At 72.0% G+C, this 21,012-nt stretch carries 18 protein-coding genes; 6 read left to right on the forward strand and 12 right to left on the reverse strand.

The genetic code is table 11. The annotated features are described in order from the left end of the window. Positions 1–74 precede the first annotated feature (74 nt). Positions 75–1,493: an FAD-dependent oxidoreductase gene (locus ACH4LD_RS37060; protein ID WP_398058691.1), complete on the forward strand. Its 1,419-nt coding sequence runs from the start codon at positions 75–77 to the stop codon at positions 1,491–1,493. A 342-nt stretch (positions 1,494–1,835) separates the two neighbouring features. On the opposite strand, the gene ACH4LD_RS37065 is transcribed toward ACH4LD_RS37060, so the two are convergent. Together ACH4LD_RS37065 and ACH4LD_RS37070 are read right to left on the reverse strand one after the other, a co-directional pair. Next, positions 1,836–2,915, reverse strand: a complete 1,080-nt coding sequence (locus ACH4LD_RS37065) for an alpha/beta hydrolase fold domain-containing protein (protein WP_398058690.1) — start codon at positions 2,913–2,915, stop codon at positions 1,836–1,838. A gap of 668 nt (positions 2,916–3,583) precedes the next feature. Beyond that, positions 3,584–4,435 carry an MBL fold metallo-hydrolase gene (locus ACH4LD_RS37070; protein WP_398058689.1) on the reverse strand — a complete coding sequence of 284 codons (852 nt, stop codon included), beginning with the start codon at positions 4,433–4,435 and terminating at the stop codon, positions 3,584–3,586. Positions 4,436–4,861: 426 nt separating this feature from the next. On the opposite strand from ACH4LD_RS37070, the gene ACH4LD_RS37075 reads away from it, so the two are divergent. Beyond that, entirely contained in the window at positions 4,862–5,317 is a 456-nt protein-coding gene (locus ACH4LD_RS37075; protein ID WP_398058688.1) for an ATP-binding protein, read from the forward strand. A gap of 39 nt (positions 5,318–5,356) precedes the next feature. Here ACH4LD_RS37075 and ACH4LD_RS37080 read toward each other — a convergent pair whose 3' ends face one another. The 5 genes from ACH4LD_RS37080 to ACH4LD_RS37100 form a co-directional block, all read right to left on the reverse strand. Next, positions 5,357–5,986, reverse strand: a complete 630-nt coding sequence (locus ACH4LD_RS37080; protein ID WP_398058687.1) for a cysteine hydrolase family protein — start codon at positions 5,984–5,986, stop codon at positions 5,357–5,359. 199 nt (positions 5,987–6,185) lie between these two features. After that, positions 6,186–6,656 carry an indole-3-glycerol phosphate synthase gene (locus tag ACH4LD_RS37085; RefSeq protein ID WP_398058686.1) on the reverse strand — a complete coding sequence of 157 codons (471 nt, stop codon included), beginning with the start codon at positions 6,654–6,656 and terminating at the stop codon, positions 6,186–6,188. A 109-nt stretch (positions 6,657–6,765) separates the two neighbouring features. Next, positions 6,766–7,077 carry a putative quinol monooxygenase gene (locus ACH4LD_RS37090; RefSeq protein ID WP_103811526.1) on the reverse strand — a complete coding sequence of 104 codons (312 nt, stop codon included), beginning with the start codon at positions 7,075–7,077 and terminating at the stop codon, positions 6,766–6,768. Positions 7,078–7,283: 206 nt separating this feature from the next. Then, the gene (locus ACH4LD_RS37095) at positions 7,284–8,309 is read right to left on the reverse strand and encodes a zinc-binding alcohol dehydrogenase family protein (RefSeq protein ID WP_398058685.1); all 1,026 of its coding nucleotides are present in this window, start codon (positions 8,307–8,309) and stop codon (positions 7,284–7,286) included. A 74-nt stretch (positions 8,310–8,383) separates the two neighbouring features. Then, positions 8,384–9,187: a glycine betaine ABC transporter substrate-binding protein gene (locus tag ACH4LD_RS37100; RefSeq protein WP_398058684.1), complete on the reverse strand. Its 804-nt coding sequence runs from the start codon at positions 9,185–9,187 to the stop codon at positions 8,384–8,386. Between the two features lie 173 nt (positions 9,188–9,360). Between ACH4LD_RS37100 and ACH4LD_RS37105 the strand changes: the two genes are divergently transcribed. After that, on the forward strand, positions 9,361–10,311 hold the full coding sequence (locus ACH4LD_RS37105; RefSeq protein ID WP_398058683.1) for a LysR family transcriptional regulator: 951 nt from the start codon (positions 9,361–9,363) through the stop codon (positions 10,309–10,311). Positions 10,312–10,363: 52 nt separating this feature from the next. Here ACH4LD_RS37105 and ACH4LD_RS37110 read toward each other — a convergent pair whose 3' ends face one another. Further along, on the reverse strand, positions 10,364–10,738 hold the full coding sequence (locus ACH4LD_RS37110; protein WP_398058682.1) for a hypothetical protein: 375 nt from the start codon (positions 10,736–10,738) through the stop codon (positions 10,364–10,366). 277 nt (positions 10,739–11,015) lie between these two features. Between ACH4LD_RS37110 and ACH4LD_RS37115 the strand changes: the two genes are divergently transcribed. Continuing rightward, the gene (locus tag ACH4LD_RS37115) at positions 11,016–11,738 is read left to right on the forward strand and encodes an SDR family oxidoreductase (protein ID WP_398058681.1); all 723 of its coding nucleotides are present in this window, start codon (positions 11,016–11,018) and stop codon (positions 11,736–11,738) included. Between the two features lie 58 nt (positions 11,739–11,796). Here ACH4LD_RS37115 and ACH4LD_RS37120 read toward each other — a convergent pair whose 3' ends face one another. Next, positions 11,797–14,526 (reverse strand): AAA family ATPase, encoded by a 2,730-nt coding sequence (locus tag ACH4LD_RS37120; RefSeq protein WP_398058680.1) that lies wholly within the window; start codon positions 14,524–14,526, stop codon positions 11,797–11,799. A gap of 254 nt (positions 14,527–14,780) precedes the next feature. Between ACH4LD_RS37120 and ACH4LD_RS37125 the strand changes: the two genes are divergently transcribed. Beyond that, complete coding sequence (locus ACH4LD_RS37125; RefSeq protein WP_398058679.1) at positions 14,781–16,220, forward strand: aldehyde dehydrogenase; 1,440 nt, start codon at positions 14,781–14,783, stop codon at positions 16,218–16,220. A 335-nt stretch (positions 16,221–16,555) separates the two neighbouring features. Continuing rightward, the gene (locus ACH4LD_RS37130; RefSeq protein ID WP_398058678.1) at positions 16,556–17,083 is read left to right on the forward strand and encodes a YbhB/YbcL family Raf kinase inhibitor-like protein; all 528 of its coding nucleotides are present in this window, start codon (positions 16,556–16,558) and stop codon (positions 17,081–17,083) included. 552 nt (positions 17,084–17,635) lie between these two features. Here ACH4LD_RS37130 and ACH4LD_RS37135 read toward each other — a convergent pair. The 3 genes from ACH4LD_RS37135 to ACH4LD_RS37145 form a co-directional block, all read right to left on the reverse strand. Further along, positions 17,636–18,907: an MFS transporter gene (locus tag ACH4LD_RS37135; protein WP_398058677.1), complete on the reverse strand. Its 1,272-nt coding sequence runs from the start codon at positions 18,905–18,907 to the stop codon at positions 17,636–17,638. Positions 18,908–18,973: 66 nt separating this feature from the next. Next, a complete protein-coding gene (locus tag ACH4LD_RS37140; RefSeq protein WP_398058676.1) occupies positions 18,974–19,585 on the reverse strand; it encodes a flavodoxin family protein in 612 nt (203 codons plus the stop codon). Between the two features lie 93 nt (positions 19,586–19,678). Then, positions 19,679–20,548 carry an aldo/keto reductase gene (locus ACH4LD_RS37145; RefSeq protein WP_132787853.1) on the reverse strand — a complete coding sequence of 290 codons (870 nt, stop codon included), beginning with the start codon at positions 20,546–20,548 and terminating at the stop codon, positions 19,679–19,681. Positions 20,549–21,012 lie beyond the last annotated feature (464 nt).

Genomic DNA, 21,012 nt, shown 5'->3' on the forward strand with positions numbered 1-21,012 from the left:
CATGTGTCGGTGCCACAGGTGTCTCCCGTGATACGTATGTCACCGTGGAGCCCCGGACCGACCTGGAGAAGCGCGTGTCAGCCTCACCCATTGCCGTGTTCCAGCGCCTCGGTGCCTCCCGTGCGCCCGCCGACACCCCCGCCCTGTTCGGCACCGTGCATGTACTGGGCGCGGGAATCGGGGGACTGTTCGCCGCCCGGGTCCTCTCCGACCACGCCGAGCGTGTCGTCGTGATCGACCCGGACGCGGGAGCGGGGGACGACGGCCGCGCTCCGCGCCCCGGCGTGCCCCAGGGGTCCCAGGTGCACACCCTGCTGCCCGGCGGGCTCCGGCAGTTGGAGCGGTGGTACCCCGGAGCCGCACGCCAGGCCGAGGCACGGGGAGCGGTACTGCCGGGTCCGGACCGGAGCGCGTCCTACGTGGACGGGGTCCAGCAGATCCCCACCCCCAACGTGGACCCCCTCCTCTGCACCCGGCCCTTCCTCGAAGGACTGGTACGCGAACGCACCCTCGGCCTGCCGAACGTCGAGCCGGTCGCCGGCCGCGTCACGGGTCTGGTCCACGACGGCCGGCGCGTCACGGCGGTGCGGTACACGACCGGGGCGGGCGAGGTCGTCCGGGCCGGCGACTTCTTCGTGGACGCCACCGGACGCGGCAGCAGGATGGCCGACTGGCTGGCGGCGGGGGAGTGGCCCCGGCCGCGCACGGAGCGGCTCCACGTCGACGTCCGCTACGTCACGGCGCACTTCGCGCGCTCGCCCGGCTGGACCGGTCCGCTCAGCGGCATCACGCGCCACAGCCCGCGGTTCGCGTCCGGGCGGTTCGCCGGGGCCGCGGTGAACGCCGTCGAGGACCGGCGATGGGCCGTCATGCTCGCCTCCTACGGTGACGACCCGCAGGTGTCGGACGCCGAGGGGTTCCGGGCCCGGTGCGCCGCACTGCAACCGGTCTACCAGGAAGCCGTGAAGGGCCGGCTGACCGGTCGGCCCGTACCCTTCCGGCACCCCGACAACCGCCGGCGCCACTTCGAGGCCCTCGACCGTTTCCCGGCCCGCCTGGTGGCGACCGGGGACGCCGTGGCGTCGTTCAACCCGGTCTACGGCCAGGGCATGAGCTCCGCGATGCTGCACGCGTCCTGCCTGTCCGAGTACCTGTGCGGTGAGCCGGACCTCGATATGCCCGCCCGGCACTTCTTCGCGCTGCAACACGTGGTCGTCGACGCCGCATGGCAGACGTCGGCGACCGCGGACGCCGTACGCCTGGGCCTGGCGGAGGGCCCGGGAGCCGGCCCGCGGTCGCGCACGGACTGGGCGATGCGGCACATCATGGCCGCGGCGGTTCACGACAGCCGGGTGGCCGAGGCGTTCCGGGACGTGAGCTTCATGCTCGCGCACCCGGCGACACTGCTCGCGCCCGGCCTCGTACGGCGTGCGGCGCGGGCCAACGGCGTGCCGGACGAGGAGTTCGACCGCGCCTATGGGCCCGCCGCCTGAGCTCGGCGCTTGACATCGCAGGTCGCTCGTCCTGCTGACCTGCGGTTCTTCTGGGACAGCGTGGGCGGCCGTTCTCCGCGTTCCGGAATGCCGAGTGACGACGTGCGAGAGAACGGCCGCTGCGCATGAGTCTGCCTGCCGATGTGCCCCGGTCGCGCCGCCGTCGGCACCCTGGCACTCATCGCTGCACCTGCCCGACCACTTCGCGGCCGGGCAGGTGCAGTCTGGCGCGGATCCCCGGACGGTGGGCGCGGACGCCGTCCCGCCGGAGCGACCGTGCGCGGCGCGCCTCGGATCTACCGTCCGAGAGGTCGGATCGCCCTCATCACGATGCCGTAGGGGTTACTTCGTACCGTGCAGGCTCTGGTACAGGAAGCTGTCGGCCTCGGTGATGGCCGCCTTGTCGGCGTTGGTGTCGGCCAGCGCGTTCAGCATGAGGAAGTCGTGGATCATGCCCTGGAAGCGCATGGACGTCACGTCGTTGCCGGCCGCGCGGAGCTTGTTGGCGTACGCCTCACCCTCGTCGCGCAGTACATCGGCCTGCTCAGTGATGACGAGCGACTTCGGCAGCCCCTTGAGCTGGTTCAGGCTGGCCCGCAGCGGGGAGGCGTAGATGCTCTTGCGATCCTTGGCGTTGGGCGCGTAGTTCTTCCAGAACCACTCCATCCCCTTGCGGGTCAGCCAGTAGTCGTTGGCGAACTCCCGGTAGCTGGAGTCGTTGAAGTTCGCGTCCGTGACCGGGTAGAAGAGCGCCTGCGCGCGCAGAGCCGGACCTCGCCGCTGCTTGGCCATGAGCGCGACGACGGTGGCCATGTTGCCGCCCGCCGAGTCGCCGGCGACGGCGATGCGGGAGCTGTCGACGTTGATCTCACTGCCGTGCTCGGCGACCCACTTGGTGGCCGCGTACGCCTGCTCGTTGGCGACCGGGAACTGGGCATCGGGCGCGCGGGTGTAGTCCACGAAGATGACAGCCGCGTGCGCGCCGTTGGCTATCTGCCGGGTCAGGCGGTCGTGGGTCTTCTCGTCGCCGAGGACCCAGCCGCCGCCGTGGAAGTACATGATGGCGGGCAGCTTGCCGGTGGCGCCCTTGGGACGCACGATCCTGACCGTCACCTTGCCGGTCGGCCCGACGGGCAGGACCCGGTGCGAGATGTCGGCCGGCAGCAGCCCCTTGGGGTGGGCCTGCAGGTCGTCGAGGGCCTTGCGCGCCTTGGCCACGCCGAGCGTGTACACCGGCGGCTGCTGGGCAGCCTGGTCGGCGAAGGCCTGGGCGGCGGGCTCCAGGACCACGCCGGGCTGCTTATGAGTCTTGGGGGTGATGCTCGCGCTGGCACCGGTGTTGGCCTCGAAGAGGATTCCGAAGGCGAGCGGCAGAGCGGCAGCGATCGCCACGGTCCGGGCCGTACGGCTACGTGCGGGCATGAACTGTCTCCTAGCGCTGGTCGGGAAGCAAACTGAGTGGTCTTGGTGTGGATGGGGAGACCACAGGGACCACACAGCGACCTGAACAGTGTGGGAGTGCGATGCCGACGGTGCCTGTGAGGCCGACCCGAGTCTTTCTGGGCATAAGCCCCACAGTTGCCGTGGGGATAACCCGACAGCCCGTCAGCTTGTAAGGGACCCCTCTGCGTCCCGCCTCGCGTTCATCACAGCCGGCTGGGTCGCCGCACGGTCGCCCTCTGCCGGAAGCCGGTCGCCGCGGGCACCGCTTCCGCGGAGGCCCGGCGCCGTCGAGCGGTCACGCGGGTGCACCGGTGTCCGGCGACCCGGGTGCCGGTCGTGAGCGGACCGCGCGGGCAGGGCAACTGCCGCACTGGGCATGTTACTTGTCCGCCCGTCGGCACCGGAAGCCGAACGGGCCGCTCATCGGCCGCGGCTTCGGTGCCCCTCCACATCGCGGCCGCACTCCGCACCGCCCCGCGTCGCGGGGGTCGAGACCGCCGGACTGGACGAGGAGGGGCTGATCGTCTCCCTGGTGAACGGGTACACCGTGCCGTCCGCCGTCCGGCGCCGGGCGGACGGGGCGGGGGGCCGCACCCGGTGCTGACCGTCACCGGCGGCACGGCCCCCTCGTGTGCCTCACACGTGGCTCACTCGGCCCAGCGCCCCACCGCGGTCAGCCACGCGATGCCCGGGTTAAGCCACGCCGGGAACCTCCGCGTCATCGCCTCGAAGTACTCCGCCCGGCTGGTGGCACCCGCGAAGACCTCCGCGGCCGCACGCAGGTAGTCGCGCGTGTCGTCGATGATGGACGCCGGATCGTCACGCTCGGGGTTCTTGTGCCCGGCCACGACGGTGGTCGGGTTGACGGCGGCCACGGCGTCGATCGCGTCGAGCCAGCTGTCGATGCCGTCGGTGCCGGCCTCGGAGAGGTACTGGTGCACCTGGTTGTAGACGACGTCGCCACTGACGACCAGGTCCAAGGACGGCACGTGCAGGAACGTGGTGTGATCCGTGTCGGTGTGCCCGGCGGCATGCGGTACGAGCGGCTGCCCGTCGACCTGGAGCCCGCCTTCCGGGACGGCCTCGGCGATGACCGGGGTGTCGCCGATCAGGCCGGGGAACGCCGCTCCCCAGAAGGGGTTCGGCCGGCCGCCGGGCGTGGTCCGCTCCATCTCCGCGATCGTCTCGGGCGTGGCCCACACCGTCAGGTCCGGGAACCGCTCACGCACGGCCGCCGTCGCGTACCAGTGGTCGCCGTGCGCGTGGGTGACGTAGACGCCGGTGATCGTACGGTCGAAACCGGCGGCCCACTCCGCGACGGCGGCCCCCTGCTCCGTGGTCAGCCCCGGGTCGACCAGGACGGCCTCGCGGGGACCGTAGAGGAGGGTGGTGGTCAGCGGAGACCACACCAGCGGGCCGCCGTCCGGCCGGGGAGGCAGGGCCGTCGGCGCCAACGGCTGCATCGGACTGACGTGTACGGCATGGGCCAAGGACGTCATCGTGGTTCCTCTCACCTGATGAGAACGTGTGAACGCCACCGGGACGACGCCCGGCCGGGGCGCTGAGCGTATGCGGGTCGCCTGCTTCGAGCCGGCCGTACCGGCGCCGTGTCGCGGGCGGAGGGGAACGGGCGCTACCGCGTTCCCCTCCTTGCGAGGTCATCCACAACCCGCGGCCCTCATCCTGCTGCCGCCAGGGTCGCGAGCGGCCGCGGAGGGGCAGGAACGAGCCGTTGGGGCAGCCCTTCTGCCCTCAACACACGTGACGGTCCCGCCTGTCGAACCAGGGGGAGACGGAATCCGTCGTACGCAGACGGTGCCCGTCGCGCCCGGCGGTCAACTCACGCGGCGAACTAGTTAGTTGGAATATCCAACTCAACGGATCGGTTGGTCCGAACAGCGGCTCCGGCGTGGGAGGACACGATCGTGAACAGAACACTCAGCCCTGAGCGAGAAGGCGTGCGGGTGGAGGTGCGGCCCTCCCCGGGCGCCTGCCGGGTGATCAGCCTCGCCGGTTCCGGCCGGGCGGAGCAGCGGGCCAGGGAAGCGGTGCGCGGCACCTGCGCGGAGTTCCTCGGAGCCAGGTTGCCGGACGCGCTCCTCGTCGTCACCGAGCTGGTGGCGAACGCGGTCTCCCACACGGCCGGTGTCCGCGGCCTGATGCTCCACCACGACCGGGACGCCATCTCGCTGACGGTCTTCGACAAGGGCGGGACGACGAGCTGGCCGAGCGCGGCCGAGGCGGACCCGCTGGCCGAGTCCGGCCGGGGCCTTCACCTCGTCGCCGCGCTCGCCGACTCCTGGCACGCCCGTCCGGCGCTCGAAGGCAAGGCCGTCACCGCCGTCTTCCACACCGGCATCGGGGAGCCGGAGCCGGACTGACCGCTGGTCCCGCCACGGCGACGGCCCCGGCACGTCGGGTCAGCGGCTCCGGAACGGTTCCGTCGCCAGCAGTTCGTCGGTGGTCAGCACCGCGTGCGCGATCAGCGCGTAACGGCGCAGCATCTGCTCGTAGGAGTCCGGTCCGCCGTCGGGGGCCGTGGCATCCGGGACCAAGGTCACCCGGTATCCGCGTTCCATGGCGCTGCGCGCCGTCGACTCCACGCACATCGTGCCGATCATGCCCGCCACGACGACGTGTTCGACACCGCGCCGCTTCAACTGGATGTCGAGATCGGTCGTCGCGAAGACGTCGAGGTTCTTGTGCGGCGCGATGGTCACGTCGTGGGGGCCGGGCGTGAGGTCGGGGTGGAACTCGGCACCCCAACTGCCCGCCTCGAACATGCGGTTGTCGAACATCATGTGGTGGATGCCGGACTTGTGCCGCCAGTGCGCGTACTCCTCGTCGGTGTACGACATCGGCGAGAAGAACGCGGGGAGGTCCTTGTCCCGGAAACCGGCGAGCAGACGGCGCAGGTTGCCCAGGGTGCCGATCCGCTCGAATTCGGCCTTGAAGCCGGGATATCCCTTGCCCTCATCGGAGAAGATCTCGTTGACCGTGGCGATGAGAACCAGACCGATCGGTGCCGAAGCCGTGGACGCGGTGGTCATGAAGGATGTCCTTTCCTCCGCCGCACCGTCGTGGTGCGTGCCGGCCGGGTGGGGGCCGAGCCGTTCGGAGCGTGTCACCGGTGGTGCGTCCAGGCATCGGTCGTGTGACTGACGCGTCCGCGCCGCCCCGCCGACCGAGGGGGCCGCGCGGTCCGGGCGGCGGTGCCGCCGCCCTTCGAGCAGGCGTGCGCGCGGCTGGTCAGCTCTCGTCGTCGTGTGCGTACAGCTTCAGTACCGGGACGCCCACCGTGTGACGGGCCCGGCCCGCCCAGTCGAGGTGGAGGAGTTCCTCGACGAGGTGCGGAGCGGTCAGCACGATCACCTCGTCGGCACCCGTCTCCTCGACCACCGACCGCAGAAGGGTCAGGGGGTGGCCGCCGACCAGTTGCCCGACGGACTCGCTGCCGGCCTCCCGCAGGCTCCGGACCGAGTGTTCCAGTGCCAGGGCGGCCTGCTGCCTGGCCTCCTCGCCCTCCGGCTCCTCACCTTCGCGGGCAGCCCGCTCCAGCTCGCCGAGCGCGATGTCGTCCAGGGAGCGCAGCAGCCGGTTCTCGGCGCCCCGTGGCTGCATGAGGACGACGAAGAACGTCTCGTCGTCGTGGAGAGTCGTCACGAACTTGACGTCCGCCGCCGACAGCTGCTGCTCGATCAGAAGAACGCTGGTGAACATCGGGGTCCCAACCTCGGTGCGCCCCGGGCGGGGCGCGAACGGTGAGCAACGCTAGCGCCCCGCCGCCGGGGACCCGCTCCCGGCCCGGTGAGCCGGCCGGACGTACCGTCTACACGGCCAGCTCGGTCAGCCGCTCGATCTGGATGCCCCCCACCGTCAGCATCTCCGCCAGCTCCGCGAACCGCCGCAGATGGTCGCTGGCCGCGTGGGCGCGCAGGTGCTCCTCGCTCTGCCACACCTCGTGCATCACCAGCAGCCCGGGGTCGTCCAGGCCCTGGTGCGGCACATAGGTGAGGCAACCGTCCTCCTGTCGGGTGGCGGCCACCAGAGCGGGCAGCGCGTCCCGCAGTTCCTGCTCCTTGCCGGGGCGCGCCTGCATGCGCGCGACGAGGACGATGGGCCCGTTCTCAGGGTGGGTCATGGCATTCTCCGTAAGTCGTCGGGTGGCCCGGGGCCGGATGCGGCCGTGCGCGTCCGCGTGGACCGCGCATGGCCGGCCGCGTTCGGGAACAACTGTCGTCACCGCGCACCGGCCGGACACATGATTCCGGTCGTCGGTGCCCGTGAGCGCAGGTGATGAGCGCCCGGGGGCAGTGTCGCGTGGCCGGCCGGGGTGTGGCGGGCGGCTCAGAAGCCGGTGAGGGTGATCTTGCCGATGGCGGTGCCGGACTCCATGACGCGGTGCGCCTCGCGGAGGTTCGCCGCGTTGATCCGGCCGAGGTCCTTCATGGCGGTGGTGGTGATGACGCCCGCGTCCACGAGACGGGCGATCTGGGTCAGGATGTGCCGCTGCCGGTCCTGGTCGGCGGTCTGGTACAGGGAGCGGGTGAACATGAACTCCCAGTGGTAGGAGATGCTCTTGGCCTTCAGCACTCCGATGGGCAGGGAGTCGAAGTCGTCGATGGCGACGATCCTGCCGAAGGGCCGCAGGGCTTCGGCGTAGGCGCCCAGGTTGCCGTCGGTGTCGGCGGTGCTGAACACGTGGGTCAGGCCGTTCGGGGCCACCTCGGCGAGCTGGGGGACCAGCGGCTCGCGGTGGTCCACGATGTGCCGCACCCCCATGCGGGTGGCGAACTCCACGGTCTCCGGACGGGAGGCGGTGCCGATGACGGTCAGGCTGGTCAGGGCGCGGGCCAGCTGGGCCGTGACGGAACCGACGCCGCCGGCCGCGGCGGTGATCAGCAGGGCGCCGTCCTGGTTCAGTCCGCCGTTCTCCAGGCCGAGGTGTTCGAACAGCCCCTCCCAGGCGGTCAGCGAGGTCAGCGGCAGGGCCGCGGCCTCCGTGAAGGACAACGTGGCGGGCTTGCGGGCCACGATGCGCTCGTCGACCGTGTGGTACTCGGAGTTGGCGCCGGCCCGGTCCAGGGCGCCGGCGTAGTACACCTCGTCGCCCGCCTCGAACGTCTCGACCTTCTCGCCGACCGCGACCACGGTGCCCGCCGCGTCCCAGCCGAGCACCTTGATCTCACCGCCCGGGTCGTTGCTCTGCCGGATCTTGTAGTCGACGGGGTTGACCGCCACGGCCTCGACCTTCACCAGCAGGTCGTGCGGGCCGGGTTCGGGGACGGGCAGTTCCACGTCGACCAGGCTCTCCGGGTCACCGACGGGGAGGCTCGCGCGGTAACCGACGGCCCGCATGGTGGTCTTGTTCATGGGAACATCTTCGCTTTCCGTGTGCTGTTCGAACGGGTAGGTCGTGGTGTACGGGCGCGTCGCCGCGGGGCGGGTCACACCGTCAGGGCGTGGCCGTGCTGCGCGAGGTAGCGGTCCGCGGCCCGCAAGGGGGTGAGGCCGTCCACGTTGATCAGGGCGTCGATCTCCTCGACACCGTCGTTGCCCAGGTACAGGCCGTCCAGCCGGGCGACCGCGTCGGGGTGCAGATGGTCCAGCGCGTCGAGGCGGACGACCGGACTGGCGTCGTCCACGGTGCCCAGCAGGCCCTTGGGCTCTTCCAGGGGGCGCAGGCCGTACAGGCGGTTGAGGTACTGCGGGCGCCACAGCGGGACGACGAACCACTCCCGTGCGGCGATGCCGCGCTCCACCCGGGAGAGGAAGCCGGACTCGCTGCCGGGAGCGAAGGAGTAGCCGAGCCCGGCCAGACCGTACGCGTCCACCATCCGGGCGGAGAAGCGGCTGATGCCGGCGCCCGGGTTGATGCCGTCGATGACCTTCGTCATCCGCCCGGCCACCCCCCGCCGCGTCAGGTCGGCGACCTGACGCACCTCGTCCTCGGGGACGTAGGGCGGCACCGCCCACACGCAGTACGGCTGGTAGTGCGGCGTCAGCACCCGGACCCGGTCCCGGTAGCGGGAGAGATACGTGTCGTGGCTGGAGGGCAGCCACGCGGAGACCAGGACGTCGATGCCGCCCTCCTCCTGGAGCCGGAACAACTGCTCGTGCGGCGCCTCCACGCTGTTCACCCGGTGCCCGTGGGCCTTCAGGACGCGGCGTGTGACCGCGGCGGCGGCCCGGTGGAACGACAGGGCGACGTTGCCCACGGTGATGGTCGGTTCCGAGCGGGAGGGGGACATGACGACTCCTTGGACATATGCGCCTGAGCTGCGGAAACTCCGCCATGTAGGACGGGTCGTCCGGAGTCGTCCGGCTTCTTCGGGCCGTCCGCTCCCCGGGACCCGTTCATCGTGCTCCCGCACCCAGCCATAAGTCCAAGAACTCTTTGGCATTCTTTCGATAAGCTGAGCGCATGGCGACATTGCGACAGCTTGAGTACCTGGTGGCGATCGTGGACGAGGGTTCGTTCACCCGTGCCGCGGAAAGCCTCAACGTCACCCAGCCCGGACTCTCCCACCAGTTCCAGGCACTGGAACGGGAGGTCGGCGGGCCGCTCCTGGAACGGCTGCCGCGCGGCGTGCGGCTCACCCCGGCCGGACGGTCGATGCTGCCCCACGCCCGGGCCGCGCTGGCCGAGGCCGGCCGGGCCACCGTCTCCGCCCGCCGCGCCGCCGGCGTCTCCACCGGTGAGCTGCACCTGGCCACGCTCTACTCGGTCAGCTCGGGCGTGCTGCCCACGGTCCTCGGGCTCTGGCGCCGCAAGCACCCCGGGGTGCGCATCCGGTTGTTCGAACACCGCCGGAGCGACGAGATGGCGCAGGCCATGACCGCGGGCCAGGCCGATGTCGCCGTGGGGCCGCTGCCGGAGAACTGGGAGGGCACCGCACGGCACATCGGCGCCGAGGAGTTCCTGGTCGTCACCCGGTCCGACGACCCGGTGGCGCTCTCCGACCGCGCACCGGACGTCCGGCTGGCCGACCTCGCCGAGCGGGAGTGGGTGCACTTCACGCCCGACAGCGGCCTGTCCGACATCCTCGAACGGGCCTGTGGCGCCGCCGGGTTCCGGCCCCGGGTCGCGGTGCGCACCGAGCAGGCGGGGTCGGCCATCGGGTACGCGGCGGCCGGGCTCGGGCCCACCCTCGTGCCCGCCAACGCCATCCCGCCGCACTTCGCCGGCGCGTTCCTGCGTCCCGACCCGCCCCTGCGCCGGGAACTGACCGGATACACCCGCACCAGTCCGGACCCGGTCACCTCCTCCTTCCTGGAGGCCCTCGGGGAACACGCCCCGCTGATGCCCGCGCACGTCGCCAGACGCCTGCGCACCGCCGACCGCCCCGCCCGCCGCCCGCCGACGGGGGAGTGAGCCGCAGGGCGACGGGGGCGGGCGCGACTCCGGCCGTCCCTCCCGAAGGACCTCAGCCGTTGCGGACCACCCGGTAGCTGAGCACGGGGAGCGGGAACTGCGCCGTGTGCAGACTGCCCACGATGAAGTAGGAGTCCCCGCCCTGTCCCGGCAGGCCGGTCCGGCAGTCGGTGTTGTAGTACGCGTAGAGGTCCGCGTCGGACACGTCCACGGCCGACAGCGCGGCTTCGGACAGGGTGTGACAACCGCTGTCGTCGAGGTCGACGACGGTCCGCGTCCCGGTCAGGTCCGCTCCGCTGTACAGGCTGATGCCCCATCCCGGGAACTCCGCCGCTCCGGCGGGCGTCGCCGCCGGCCACGCGAGGGCGGCGGCGGCTCCGGCGACGGCGAGGATCCGCAGGGTTGCCCGGTTGGTCCGACTGGCCATACGTCATCCACCTTGTCGAGTCGTAGCAACGGGTGACACGTCGAGCGCAAAGTTAGCGCGGCTCACATGTGTGCCAGAAGGTGTGATCAAGCCGTCTGCCGGCGACCGCGAGGAGTGTCACCACCCCGGCCGGACCGGACGGTGACTGCCCATGCCGCCATGAACGGAACTTATGGGGAGCGACGAAAACAATCATTGGCCTCATCGGTGTGCGGGGGAGAGAGTGACGCTCGTGCCACATCGGCCGCGCCACGGCGCTTCACCCAAGGAGATCCACGTGACCACACAGGAACGTTCCGGACAGCGCATCGTCGTCATCGGAGCCGGCTCGGCGATCGGACGGCAACTCGCACGGACGGCCTCGGCGGCGGGCGCCGAACTGGTCCTCGCCGGACCGGACCTCGGCAAGCTGAAGGACACCGCCGGGGAACTGAGCGGCCCGTGGCGAACCGTGGAGTTCGACATCACCGACGACGACTCCGTCGCGCGGTTGGCCGACCAGGTCGGCCCCTTCGACCACCTGGTGTCCACGGCGGCGGTTCCCGCCAACGGGCCGCTGGCCGAACTCGAACCGGCCGACGTCCGACGGGCCTTCGCGGCGAAGGTGATCGGTCCCCTGTTCATCGCCAAGCACCTGGCCGGTCAGGCACGCGAGGGCGGTTCCCTCACCTTCTTCTCCGGGGTGGCTGCCTGGCGCCCGGCGCCCGAGCGCACGGTCATGGCGACCACCAACGGCGCCCTGGCCTTCCTCGTCCAGGCCCTGGCCGTGGAGATCGCCCCGCTGCGCGTGAACGCCGTGTCCCCCGGCATCATCGACAGCGGTGCCTGGGACAGGCTCGGTGACGCCAAGCCGGGATTCCTCCGGCAGATCGCCGACACCAACCCCGTACGGCGGGTCGGAACCGCGGACGACGTCGTCAAGGCGGTGCTCTTCGCCATGGACAATCCGTACGTCACCGGAACGGTTCTGCACGTCGACGGCGGCGCGCGCCTGGCGTAGAGCCGGGGCCCGGAGGGCGGCCGGTCACCGGGCCGGCGGTCGCGGGCCCTGCCTCGCGTCAGTCGAGCGTGTCGGACGCGAGGGCGGCGGCGAGCTGCGACCGCCGGTTGATCTGCAACTTCGCGTAGACCTTGTACAGGTGTGCTCCGACGGTGCGGTGGGAGAGGTACAGCTGGTCGGCGATCTGCCGGTTCGTGTACCCCTGGGCGGCCAGCCGGGCGACGTGCAGTTCCTGGGCGGTCAGCACGGCGCCGGCGTCGAAGGTCTGGCGCGGCTGTGTGGTCTGCACCGTGCTGCCGGCGGCGCCCAGCTCCCGTGCCGTTCGCCGCACGAGCGGTGCCGCGTGGTGGGACTCGAAGACGTGCAGCGCGGCGGAGAGATGGCTGCGCGCCTCCACGATGCGGCGTTCCCGGCGCAGCCACTCGCCGAAGAACAACCGGGTCTTGGCCAGGTCGAGGAACGCGGTGGTCGCCTCACCGCGCTGGATCGCCCGCTCGAAGTGGACACGTGCGTCGCCGCCCTGCGCCAGAAGCGCCCGCGACCGTTCGACGAGCATCGCGAGATGGTCGGAGTCGCTGGACGCGAGGGCGGTCGTAGCCATGTCGAGCCAGCCCTCCACCGCCTCGGGCCGGCCGGCCCGCACGGCCGTGTCGGCGAGGTCGCCGCCCGCCCACACCCCGATGGGCGGGTGCTCGACGCATTCCAGCAAGTGGGCGAGCGCCTCGTCGGCGCGGCCCTCGTTCGCCGCCGCCTGGGCCGACGCCCAGGACGCCACGGCCGCCACCCTGGGTGCCGGGGTGGGCCCGGACAGTTCGGTACAGGTGTTCAGGGCAGCGGTCACGAGTTCGTGTTCGCCGCGCCATGCACGTGCGCGTGCGATGTTCGCGCCGGCCAGGGCCCCGACCACCGGCAGATCGAGGTCGTAGCTGAGGCGCAGTGCGAGTTCCGCGTCGGTGAGGCCGGCGGCGATCGCGTTGGCGGTCATGCGCACGGTGCTGCGTCCGGAGAGGGCCACCGCCACGTCGCTGGCCCGTGCCGACTGGTGGAACATGTCGACCCCCGCGCCCCAGACACGGTCGGCGACGGCGAGGTCATGGGTGTCCTCGACGGCGAACGCGAGGCAGTTCAGAAGTGTCCCGTACGCCTCGCGGGCCTCCCGCTGCATGATCGACAAGGCCTGGTCGACCGACCCGATCCGGTCCGCCGGGCTGATCAGGGCCAAGCCGATGGTCCGGAGCACCTGATGCGACTCGGTGACGTCGGCGTCGGTTCGCCGCAGTGCGTCCGCGACGGCTGCCGCGATGTCGGGAGAGGAGTCCTGGCGGAGGTAGCTGCGCGCCGCCGCCCAGGTGAGGACCTCGACCCGGTCGGCCGGATCGCTGAGTGTCCGTGACATCGCGACCAGTTCGTCGCCGCCGCGCCCCAGGAGCGTCGTGCTGGTGCCGGCGAGCATCCATTCGGTACGGGCGAACTGCACCATCGACGCCTCGTCGTCGACGATCGGTCTCGCCTCGGCGAGCAGGGCCACGGCGTCGGCCGTCGCGCCCGCTTGCCGCGCCATTTCCGCCGCCATCACCGTGCGTCGCGCCCGGTCCGCCGCGACCGGGGTCAGCGCGGCCGCGCGGCGCCAGGCGGCGGCGGCTTCGGTCCGTGCGCCCCGTCGGCCGGCCGTCACGGCGAGTTCTTCGAGTTCGGCGGCGACGTCCTCGTCCCATCCGGCCACTGCCGCGGCCCGGTGCTGGACGGCCCGTGCGGCGTCGACGACGACTGCCGCCAGTTCGGTGTGCGCGCGGGACCGCGCGGCGAAGTCGGCGTAGTCGTAGACCGCCGAGGCCACCAACGGGTGGCGGAACCTGTACGTGCCACCCGTGAGCGTGATCAGACCGAACCTCTCGGCGGGCACGAAGTCGCTCTGGTCCAGCCCCAGGTTGCGGGCCGCCTCCAGCACTTCATGACTGCTGGAGTCCTCTCCCGCGGCCGCGACGAGGAGGGCCTGCCGCGTCGCCGGGGGCAGCAGGGCGACCTCGGCCAGGAACGCGTCCTCCAGACGTCTGCTCATCGGGACACCGCCGCGTCCGGCAGGAGGCGGTCCTTCGAACCACGCCGAGCTGTTCGACCATTCGGTCAACGCGAGCGGGTTGCCCAGTGCGCGCTCGACCAGACGGCGCCGTTGCGGCAGCGTCAGCGCGGGCGCGTGCAGGGCGACCAGCTTCAGCGCGTCCTCCTGCCCCAGCGGCGCGAGGGGCACGTGGTGCTCGAAGTGCGGCTTGCGGTCGGGGTAGGCGCGATCGGTCCGGCTCGTGGCCAGGAGCAGCGCCGGCATGACGCTCATGCGGGCCGCGAGGAAGGTGACGACGTCGGCTGTCGACCGGTCGAGCCAGTGCAGGTCCTCGACCAGCAGCACGAGGGGACCTCGCGCCGCGGCTTCCTCCAGCAGCCCGAAGACGGCGAGCCCGGTGATGAATCGGTCCGCCGGTTCCCCCTCCGCCCCGAACGCGACCTTAAGGGCCGTGCGCTGGCGCGGCGGCAGGTCGTCGATGCGGTCGAGCAGGGGGAGCAGCAGTTCGTGCAGCCCCTCGAAACCGGCCGCGCCGCCGCCGCGGATGCCGTGGCAGGAAAGGACCGCGAAGCCTGCGGAGGACGCGGCTTCCACGACCGCGGACGCGAGCCTGCTCTTGCCGATGCCCGCTTCCCCGTGCACGAGTGCCGAGGTGCCGTGTCCCTCTCGCGCGGCATCGACAAGGGCGGTCAGCTGTGTGAACTCCGGTTCCCGCCCTATCACGTGCACGTACCTACTTCTGTTGTCCCGCGGGCAGTGGCCACCTGTACCGATGCGTCGCGACATGTGCTCACCGCAAGTCGACCAACCACATTATACGTCACTTTTCGGCCATGGCGACATGTACACGTTCAGATAGGGGCGGTCGCCGGGAGCGGAGTCCGAGCTTAACGCAACCCTGTTCTCTTGACTAAGAGAACGCCGTTCTCTTAACGTGGGGGCCTTCCCCGCTTCCGGGCGGCACCCCACGAGAAGGACTCCCAGTGATCACTTACGACAAGCTGTACATCGGCGGCCGCTGGACCGAGCCCGCCAGGAAGGACCTGCTGGAGGTCCGTTCCCCGCACGACCGGTCCCTGGTCGGGCTGGCCGCCGAGGCCACGAAGCCCGATGTGGACCTCGCCGTCGACGCCGCCCGCAAGGCCTTCGACGAAGGTCCCTGGCCCCGCCTGTCCCCGGCCGAACGCCAGGACGTCATCGCCCGCTTCAACGACCTCTACGCCAAGCGCGCCGAGGAGATCGCGGACCTCACCACCGCCGAGAACGGCAGCGCCCGCTGGTTCACCGGCTGGACCGCGGCCGCGCTGTCCCAGCAGACCGACGCCTTCCTGCGCGCCGCGGCCGCCCTGCCGTGGGAGGAGGAACTGCCTCGGACCGACGGCGCCACGGGCCGCATCCTGGTACGCCGGGAACCGGTCGGTGTCGTCGCGGCCGTCATCCCCTGGAACGCCCCGCACCAGTCCGCGCTCGTCAAGATCGTCCCCGCTCTTCTGGCGGGCTGCACCGTCGTGCTCAAGGCATCGCCCGAGAACGCCCTCGTCACGCTGCTGCTGGGGGAGATCCTCACCGCCGCGGGTGTCCCGGAGGGCGTGGTCAGCATCCTGCCCGCCGACCGCGCCACCAGCGAGTACCTCATCTCCCATCCCGGCATCGACAAGATCGCGTTCACCGGCTCGACGGGCGCCGGACGCGCCATCGCGGCCATCGCCGGCCGGCAGCTCAAGAGGGTGAGCCTGGAACTCGGCGGCAAGTCCGCCGCCATCGTGCGGGAGGACGCCGACCTCGACGCCATGGTGGAGGGCCTGAAGTTCCTCTCCTTCGCCAACAACGGCGAGGCCTGCGTCGCGCACACGCGGATCCTGGTGCACCGCGGCCGCTACGACGAGGCCGTGGCCAGGCTGAAGGACCTCATCGAGTCGCTGACCGTCGGCGACCCCTCCGACCCCGCCACCTTCATCGGCCCGATGGTCAGGGCGGACCAGCAGGAACGCGTACGTTCGTACATCGAGACGGGAATCCGCGAGGGCGCCCGGCTCGTCACCGGCGGCCCCGGGGTCCCCGCCGGTCTCGAAGACGGCTACTACGTCACCCCCACCCTCTTCGCCGACGTCGACAACTCCATGCGCATCGCACAGGAGGAGATCTTCGGCCCGGTGCTCGTGGTCATCCCGTTCGACGACGACGACCACGCGGTCCGCATCGCCAACGACTCCCCGTACGGCCTCGGCGGCGGCGTGTGGACGGCCGACGAGGACCGCGCCCTGGAGATCGCCCGGCGCATCCGCACCGGCACCTTCTCCGTCAACGGCGCGCCGTTCTCCTTCGACGGCCCCTTCGGAGGGTTCAAGAGCAGCGGCATCGGCAGGGAGTTCGGCACGGTCGGCCTGACCCAGTACGTCGAGTACAAGACGATCGCCGCCTGACCCCACACCACCGCGACCACCACCTCCTCCGCGCGAACACCAGCGAAGGCCGCACCCCTCACTCTCGGCCCAGCGGTCAGGCCGGGCACCACCGGCCCGGAGCCGACGACCGTCGGGCCGGTACCCGGACGCAGTCACCGCCCCCTTTCCGTTCGCGTCAGTCGATCGACGGATTACCGATCCCGGTCCGCTCACGACGATGTGTGTCAGTCGCGCCAACCGCGACCACGCGTCCAGCGGCAGCCGGCCGGGGCCGGAGCGCGTCCCCGTGCACCGAGGCACGCGGCGGCACGCGCCCGCACTCCGGGGCACCGCGCACACCGAGAGGAAGTCACATGTCCACTCCCTACGACCTCATCGCGAGAGTCCCTTCCTTCACGCTCAGCAGTGCCGACTTCACCGACGGCGGAAGGCTTCCGCTCCCTCAGGCGAGCGGCGTCTTCGGGGCCGGCGGCACCGACACCTCGCCCCAGCTGAGCTGGTCGGGATTCCCCGAGGAGACCCGGAGTTTCGCCGTCACCGTCTACGACCCCACCGCCCCGACCGGCAGCGGTTTCTGGCACTGGGCCGTCGCCGACATCCCGGCCACGGTGAGCGAGCTGCCCTCCGGGGCCGGTGACGAGTCGGGTGCCGGACTGCCGGAGAAGGCCTGGCAGCTCCCCAACGACGCCGGCCTGAGGCGGTACATCGGAGCCGCCCCGCCCGCCGGCAGCGGCGAGCACACCTACTACATCGCCGTCCACGCCGTGGACGTGGAGACCCTGGGCCTCGACCACGCCGCTCCGCCGGCGTTCCTCGGCTTCAACCTCTCGGGTCACACGCTGGCCCGGGCGGTCATCACCGCCCGCTTCTCCGTCGACTGACGCCCCGGCTCGGCCGACTGACGCCCGGACACCTCGCCGGCCGCGACACTGCCTGTCGCGGCCGGCGAGGTGTCCGCCGAGCCCGTGGATCGCCGCCGTAGACCCGTGATCCGCGCCGAGACACCGTGACGTACGGTCCCCGTGGCCCGGGCCGGCCGCGCGCCGAGAGGGTGCCGGGGCCCGGGCTGTGCGGCGCGGGACCGCGGGGGCCGGGCCGGCCCGACCCGGCCCGGCCCCCGGGTGGACCAGGCGTCCCGCGCGCCGGATGTGCCGGATGTGCCGTGCCCGGGACGACCGCGACGTCGCCATCGCCCGGCGCGCGGGGTGCCGGTGGCGGGTGTGCCGTGCACGCGCGCGGAAAGGTGCTCGTCGTCCGCATGCCGTCGCGTCCGCGGCCGGGCCGTCGGCGACGGGGTACGGCCGGAGGTCCCGCTTCGATACATCCGCCGCCCGCGCACATGTCGGACACGTGTGCGCCGTCGCGTCCCTGGCGGGTGACGCGACGGCGTGCCCGGGTCCGGTCACCGGGTTCGCACACGCACGCGCGGCCTCTCAGGTCTCCTGGGTGAGCCGCGCGCGGTCGTCCCGGCGTGACCTCAGGGCGAGCGAGAGGGCCGCGCTCGCGGCGAGAAGGGCCACGATCAGGCCGTAGACCGCGACGGTGGCGGTCAGCGGGACGAAATCGCTGGCGATGCCCGCTACGAGGACCGGCGCGCCGTACGCCGTGTAGGCGACGAGGTAGACCGCGGCGAAGAGGCCGCCCCGGCTCGCGTTGTCCGCGAGCGGGCCCAGTATGCGCAGGGAGGAGCCGAAGGCCGCACCCTGCCCGGAGCCGCCCAGCAGCGCGCCGGTGACGACGAGCGGGAGCCTCGCTGTCACGACGCCGATGACCGTGAGGACGGCGCCGGCGAACAGCAGGAGTGCGCCGGTGCGGGTGGCTCGCCCGGCGGACAGCCGGCCGAAGCCGATGCCGGCCACCGCCGCCGCCATCGGCTGGACGGCGACGATCGCACCGTTCACCGCCGCGTCGTGGATGCCGAAGACCGACGCGTCGAAGGACGGCGCCAGGCCGAGGAAGAGGCCGGAGAACATCCAGCCGGCGGCGACCAGGGGGGCCAGGGACCAGAACCATCCGCGGGCCGCGCGGACGACGCTCAGCCTCGGGCGCAGCGAGGCCAGCACACCCGGGTGCCGGTCCGCCGTCTCCGGGGCGGCCAGTACGGAGGCGATGCCGTAGACGAGGACCACCGCCAGGCCGAGGAACACGATCGCCGTCGGGTGGCTGCTGAACTGGACGGCCAGACCGGCGAAGAGGGCGCCGAGGGCCAGCCCGCCCACCGGGGCGGCGCTGGTCAGCACCGTCATGACCGGCCGGTGCCGCGGCGCGGCGAGCTCGATGATCGCCGCGGTGAAGGTACTGGTGGCCGCTCCCGTGGCCATGCCCTGCACGGCCCGTGCGGCGATGATCCAGCCGATGCCGTCGGCGGCCAGGAACAGCGCGCTGGTGACCAGCAACAGCAGCATGGCGCCGACCAGCACCGGCCGGCGGCCGATGTGGTCCGACACGGACCCCGCCACGAGCAGGGTCGCCAGCAGCGTCACCGCGTACACGGTGAACGCCGTGGTGAGCTGCCAGGCGGGAAATCCCCACTCGCGCTGGTAGAGCACGAAGAGCGGGCTGCCGGCGCCGGCTCCGAAGGCGACGGCGATCGACGCGATCACCACGCCGGCGGTGGCCAGGGGCCGGCCGCGCCCGGAGGGCGCAGCCGGGTCCGGAGAGGACGCCGGGGTCTGATGTGAGGAAGGGACTGCAGACAGCTTCACGGCGTCTCCTCGGGCCGCTTGTCCGGACGGGTCGGGCGGGGCCGGCCCGTAGGGTCACACCGGTGCTCAGACCGCCGCGGCGAGGGCCCGGCGCCCCGCGCTGATCAGAGCCGCCTGCCGGGCCACCCGCGTGCCCAGGTGTTCGGCCGTGGCGATGTCGGCACCGTGGACGGTGTCCGTGCCGCCGTCCATCGGCGTCTGCGCGCCCGCCCCGCTCCAGAAGCCGAGGCGGTTCAGGTCGTGCTCGGAGGCGCTGGTGGAGTTCCAGCCCGGAGCCAGTCCCAGGCTGACCCAGAGCATCCGGTGCTGGGCGGCGAAGGCGGCGAAGAACGCGAGGGTGTTGTTCTTGTCGCCGCTCTTGGAAGCCGAGTTGGTGAATCCCGCCGCCAGCTTGTCCGCCCACCGTCCCTCGGCCCAGCGGCCGCTGGTCGCTTCGGCGAAGGTGTGGAAGCCGGCCGAGGCGCCGCCCATGTAGGTGGGCGATCCGAAGACGATCGCGTCGGCGCCGTCCAGCCGCTGCCACTGTTCGTCGGTCACGGCGGTCACGTCCACGAAGGTCACGTCGGCTCCGGTCTGCTCGGCCCCGCGGCGGACCGCTTCGGCGAGCACCGCCGTGTGTCCGTAGCCGGAGTGGTAGGCGACGGCGACGGACGGGCGGGTGGAGGACGATTCGGACATGGAAGGCTCCTGTGAGAGTGAGTGTTCGGGACAGGGGAGGGAGGCCGCGTGCCTCCCGGCCCCTGAGAGGGGCGTCGCGGGGGTGTCGCGCTCTCAGCCCCGGGAGAACGGGTCGCCCAGGGCGTCGTAGTCGGCCTGCGTCAGCTTCAGTGCGGCGGCCGCCACGTTCTCCTCCAGGTGCTCGACCGACGACGTCCCGGGGATCGGCAGGACGACGGGCGAGCGGTGCAGCAGCCAGGCCAGCGCCACCTGGGAGGGTGAGGCAGCCAGGCGGGCCGCGATGCGGGCGAGCGGACCGCCCGGCCGGGCCAGCTGCCCGGTGGCCAGCGGGAACCAGGGCAGGAACGCGATGTCGTTCGCCTCGGCGTACCGCAGGACGTCCTCGGAGTCGCGCTGGGCGACGTTGTACAGGTTCTGCACGGAGGCGACGGGCACGATGGCACGGGCCCGCTCCAGCTCGTCGACGCCGACCTCGGAGAGCCCGACGTGGGCGACCTTGCCCTCGTCGCGCAGCTCCTTGAGGACGCCGATCTGGTCCTCGAAGGGCACCGCGGGGTCGACGCGGTGCAGCTGGAACAGCGGAATGCGCTCCAGACCCAGTCGGCGGAGGCTGGACTCCGCCTGCCGCCGCAGGTGGTCGGGCCGGCCGTTCATCCGCCACTGCCCGGGGCCGGGTCGGGTGAACCCGGCCTTGGTGGCGATGACCAGGTTCTCCGGGTACGGGTGCAGTGCCTCGCGCAGGAGCTCCTCGGCCGTCTCGGGTCCGTAGGAGTCGGCGGTGTCGAACAGGGTCACGCCCAGCTCCACGGCACGGCGCAGGACGCGCACACCCCTGTCCGGGTCGGGGAACGGACCCCACACTCCGGGACCCGTCAACTGCATGGTCCCGTAAGCGAGTCGGTTGACCACGAACTCACCGCCGAGGGTGAACGACCCGGATGACTCCGCTGAGATGGTGCTCATGTCTCGCTGCCTTTCTCGTCCGGGCCGCCCGCCCTCGGGGCGGCCCCCGGCACCGTGGCGGTGCCGTGTTGTCTGTGCGTGTGGCATCGCCGCGCCGGCACGGAACCCGCGGCGGCGCGTGCGCGGCCGGCGTCACACCGGTGATCGCGACGCCGTGGTCGCGTCGGCGCGGCACCCGCGGAGGTGGCGCGGTGCCGAGAGGCGGGGACCATCACCTCTCCTCGGCGAACCGTGACAGTGGCGGGGACTGGATGAGGGGCCGCCGACGGGCCACGGGTCGGCCCGGGGGCGGTCCGCCGGTCGCGTGGCCGACCCCGTCGTCGGGCCTCTCGCTGCCGGCCCGACCAGCATGTCCGTCGTTTGTGGATACTTTGTGGGGTCCGTTCGGGCACGCTGCCGGCCGGGCGTGCCGCCCGCGACACCCGTCCGCCGTGGGCCGGGAGCTCCGCACCGGCGCCGTGGGC

This window comes from Streptomyces sp. NPDC017676 (assembly GCF_044329325.1).
Taxonomy (GTDB): Bacteria; Actinomycetota; Actinomycetes; order Streptomycetales; family Streptomycetaceae; genus Streptomyces.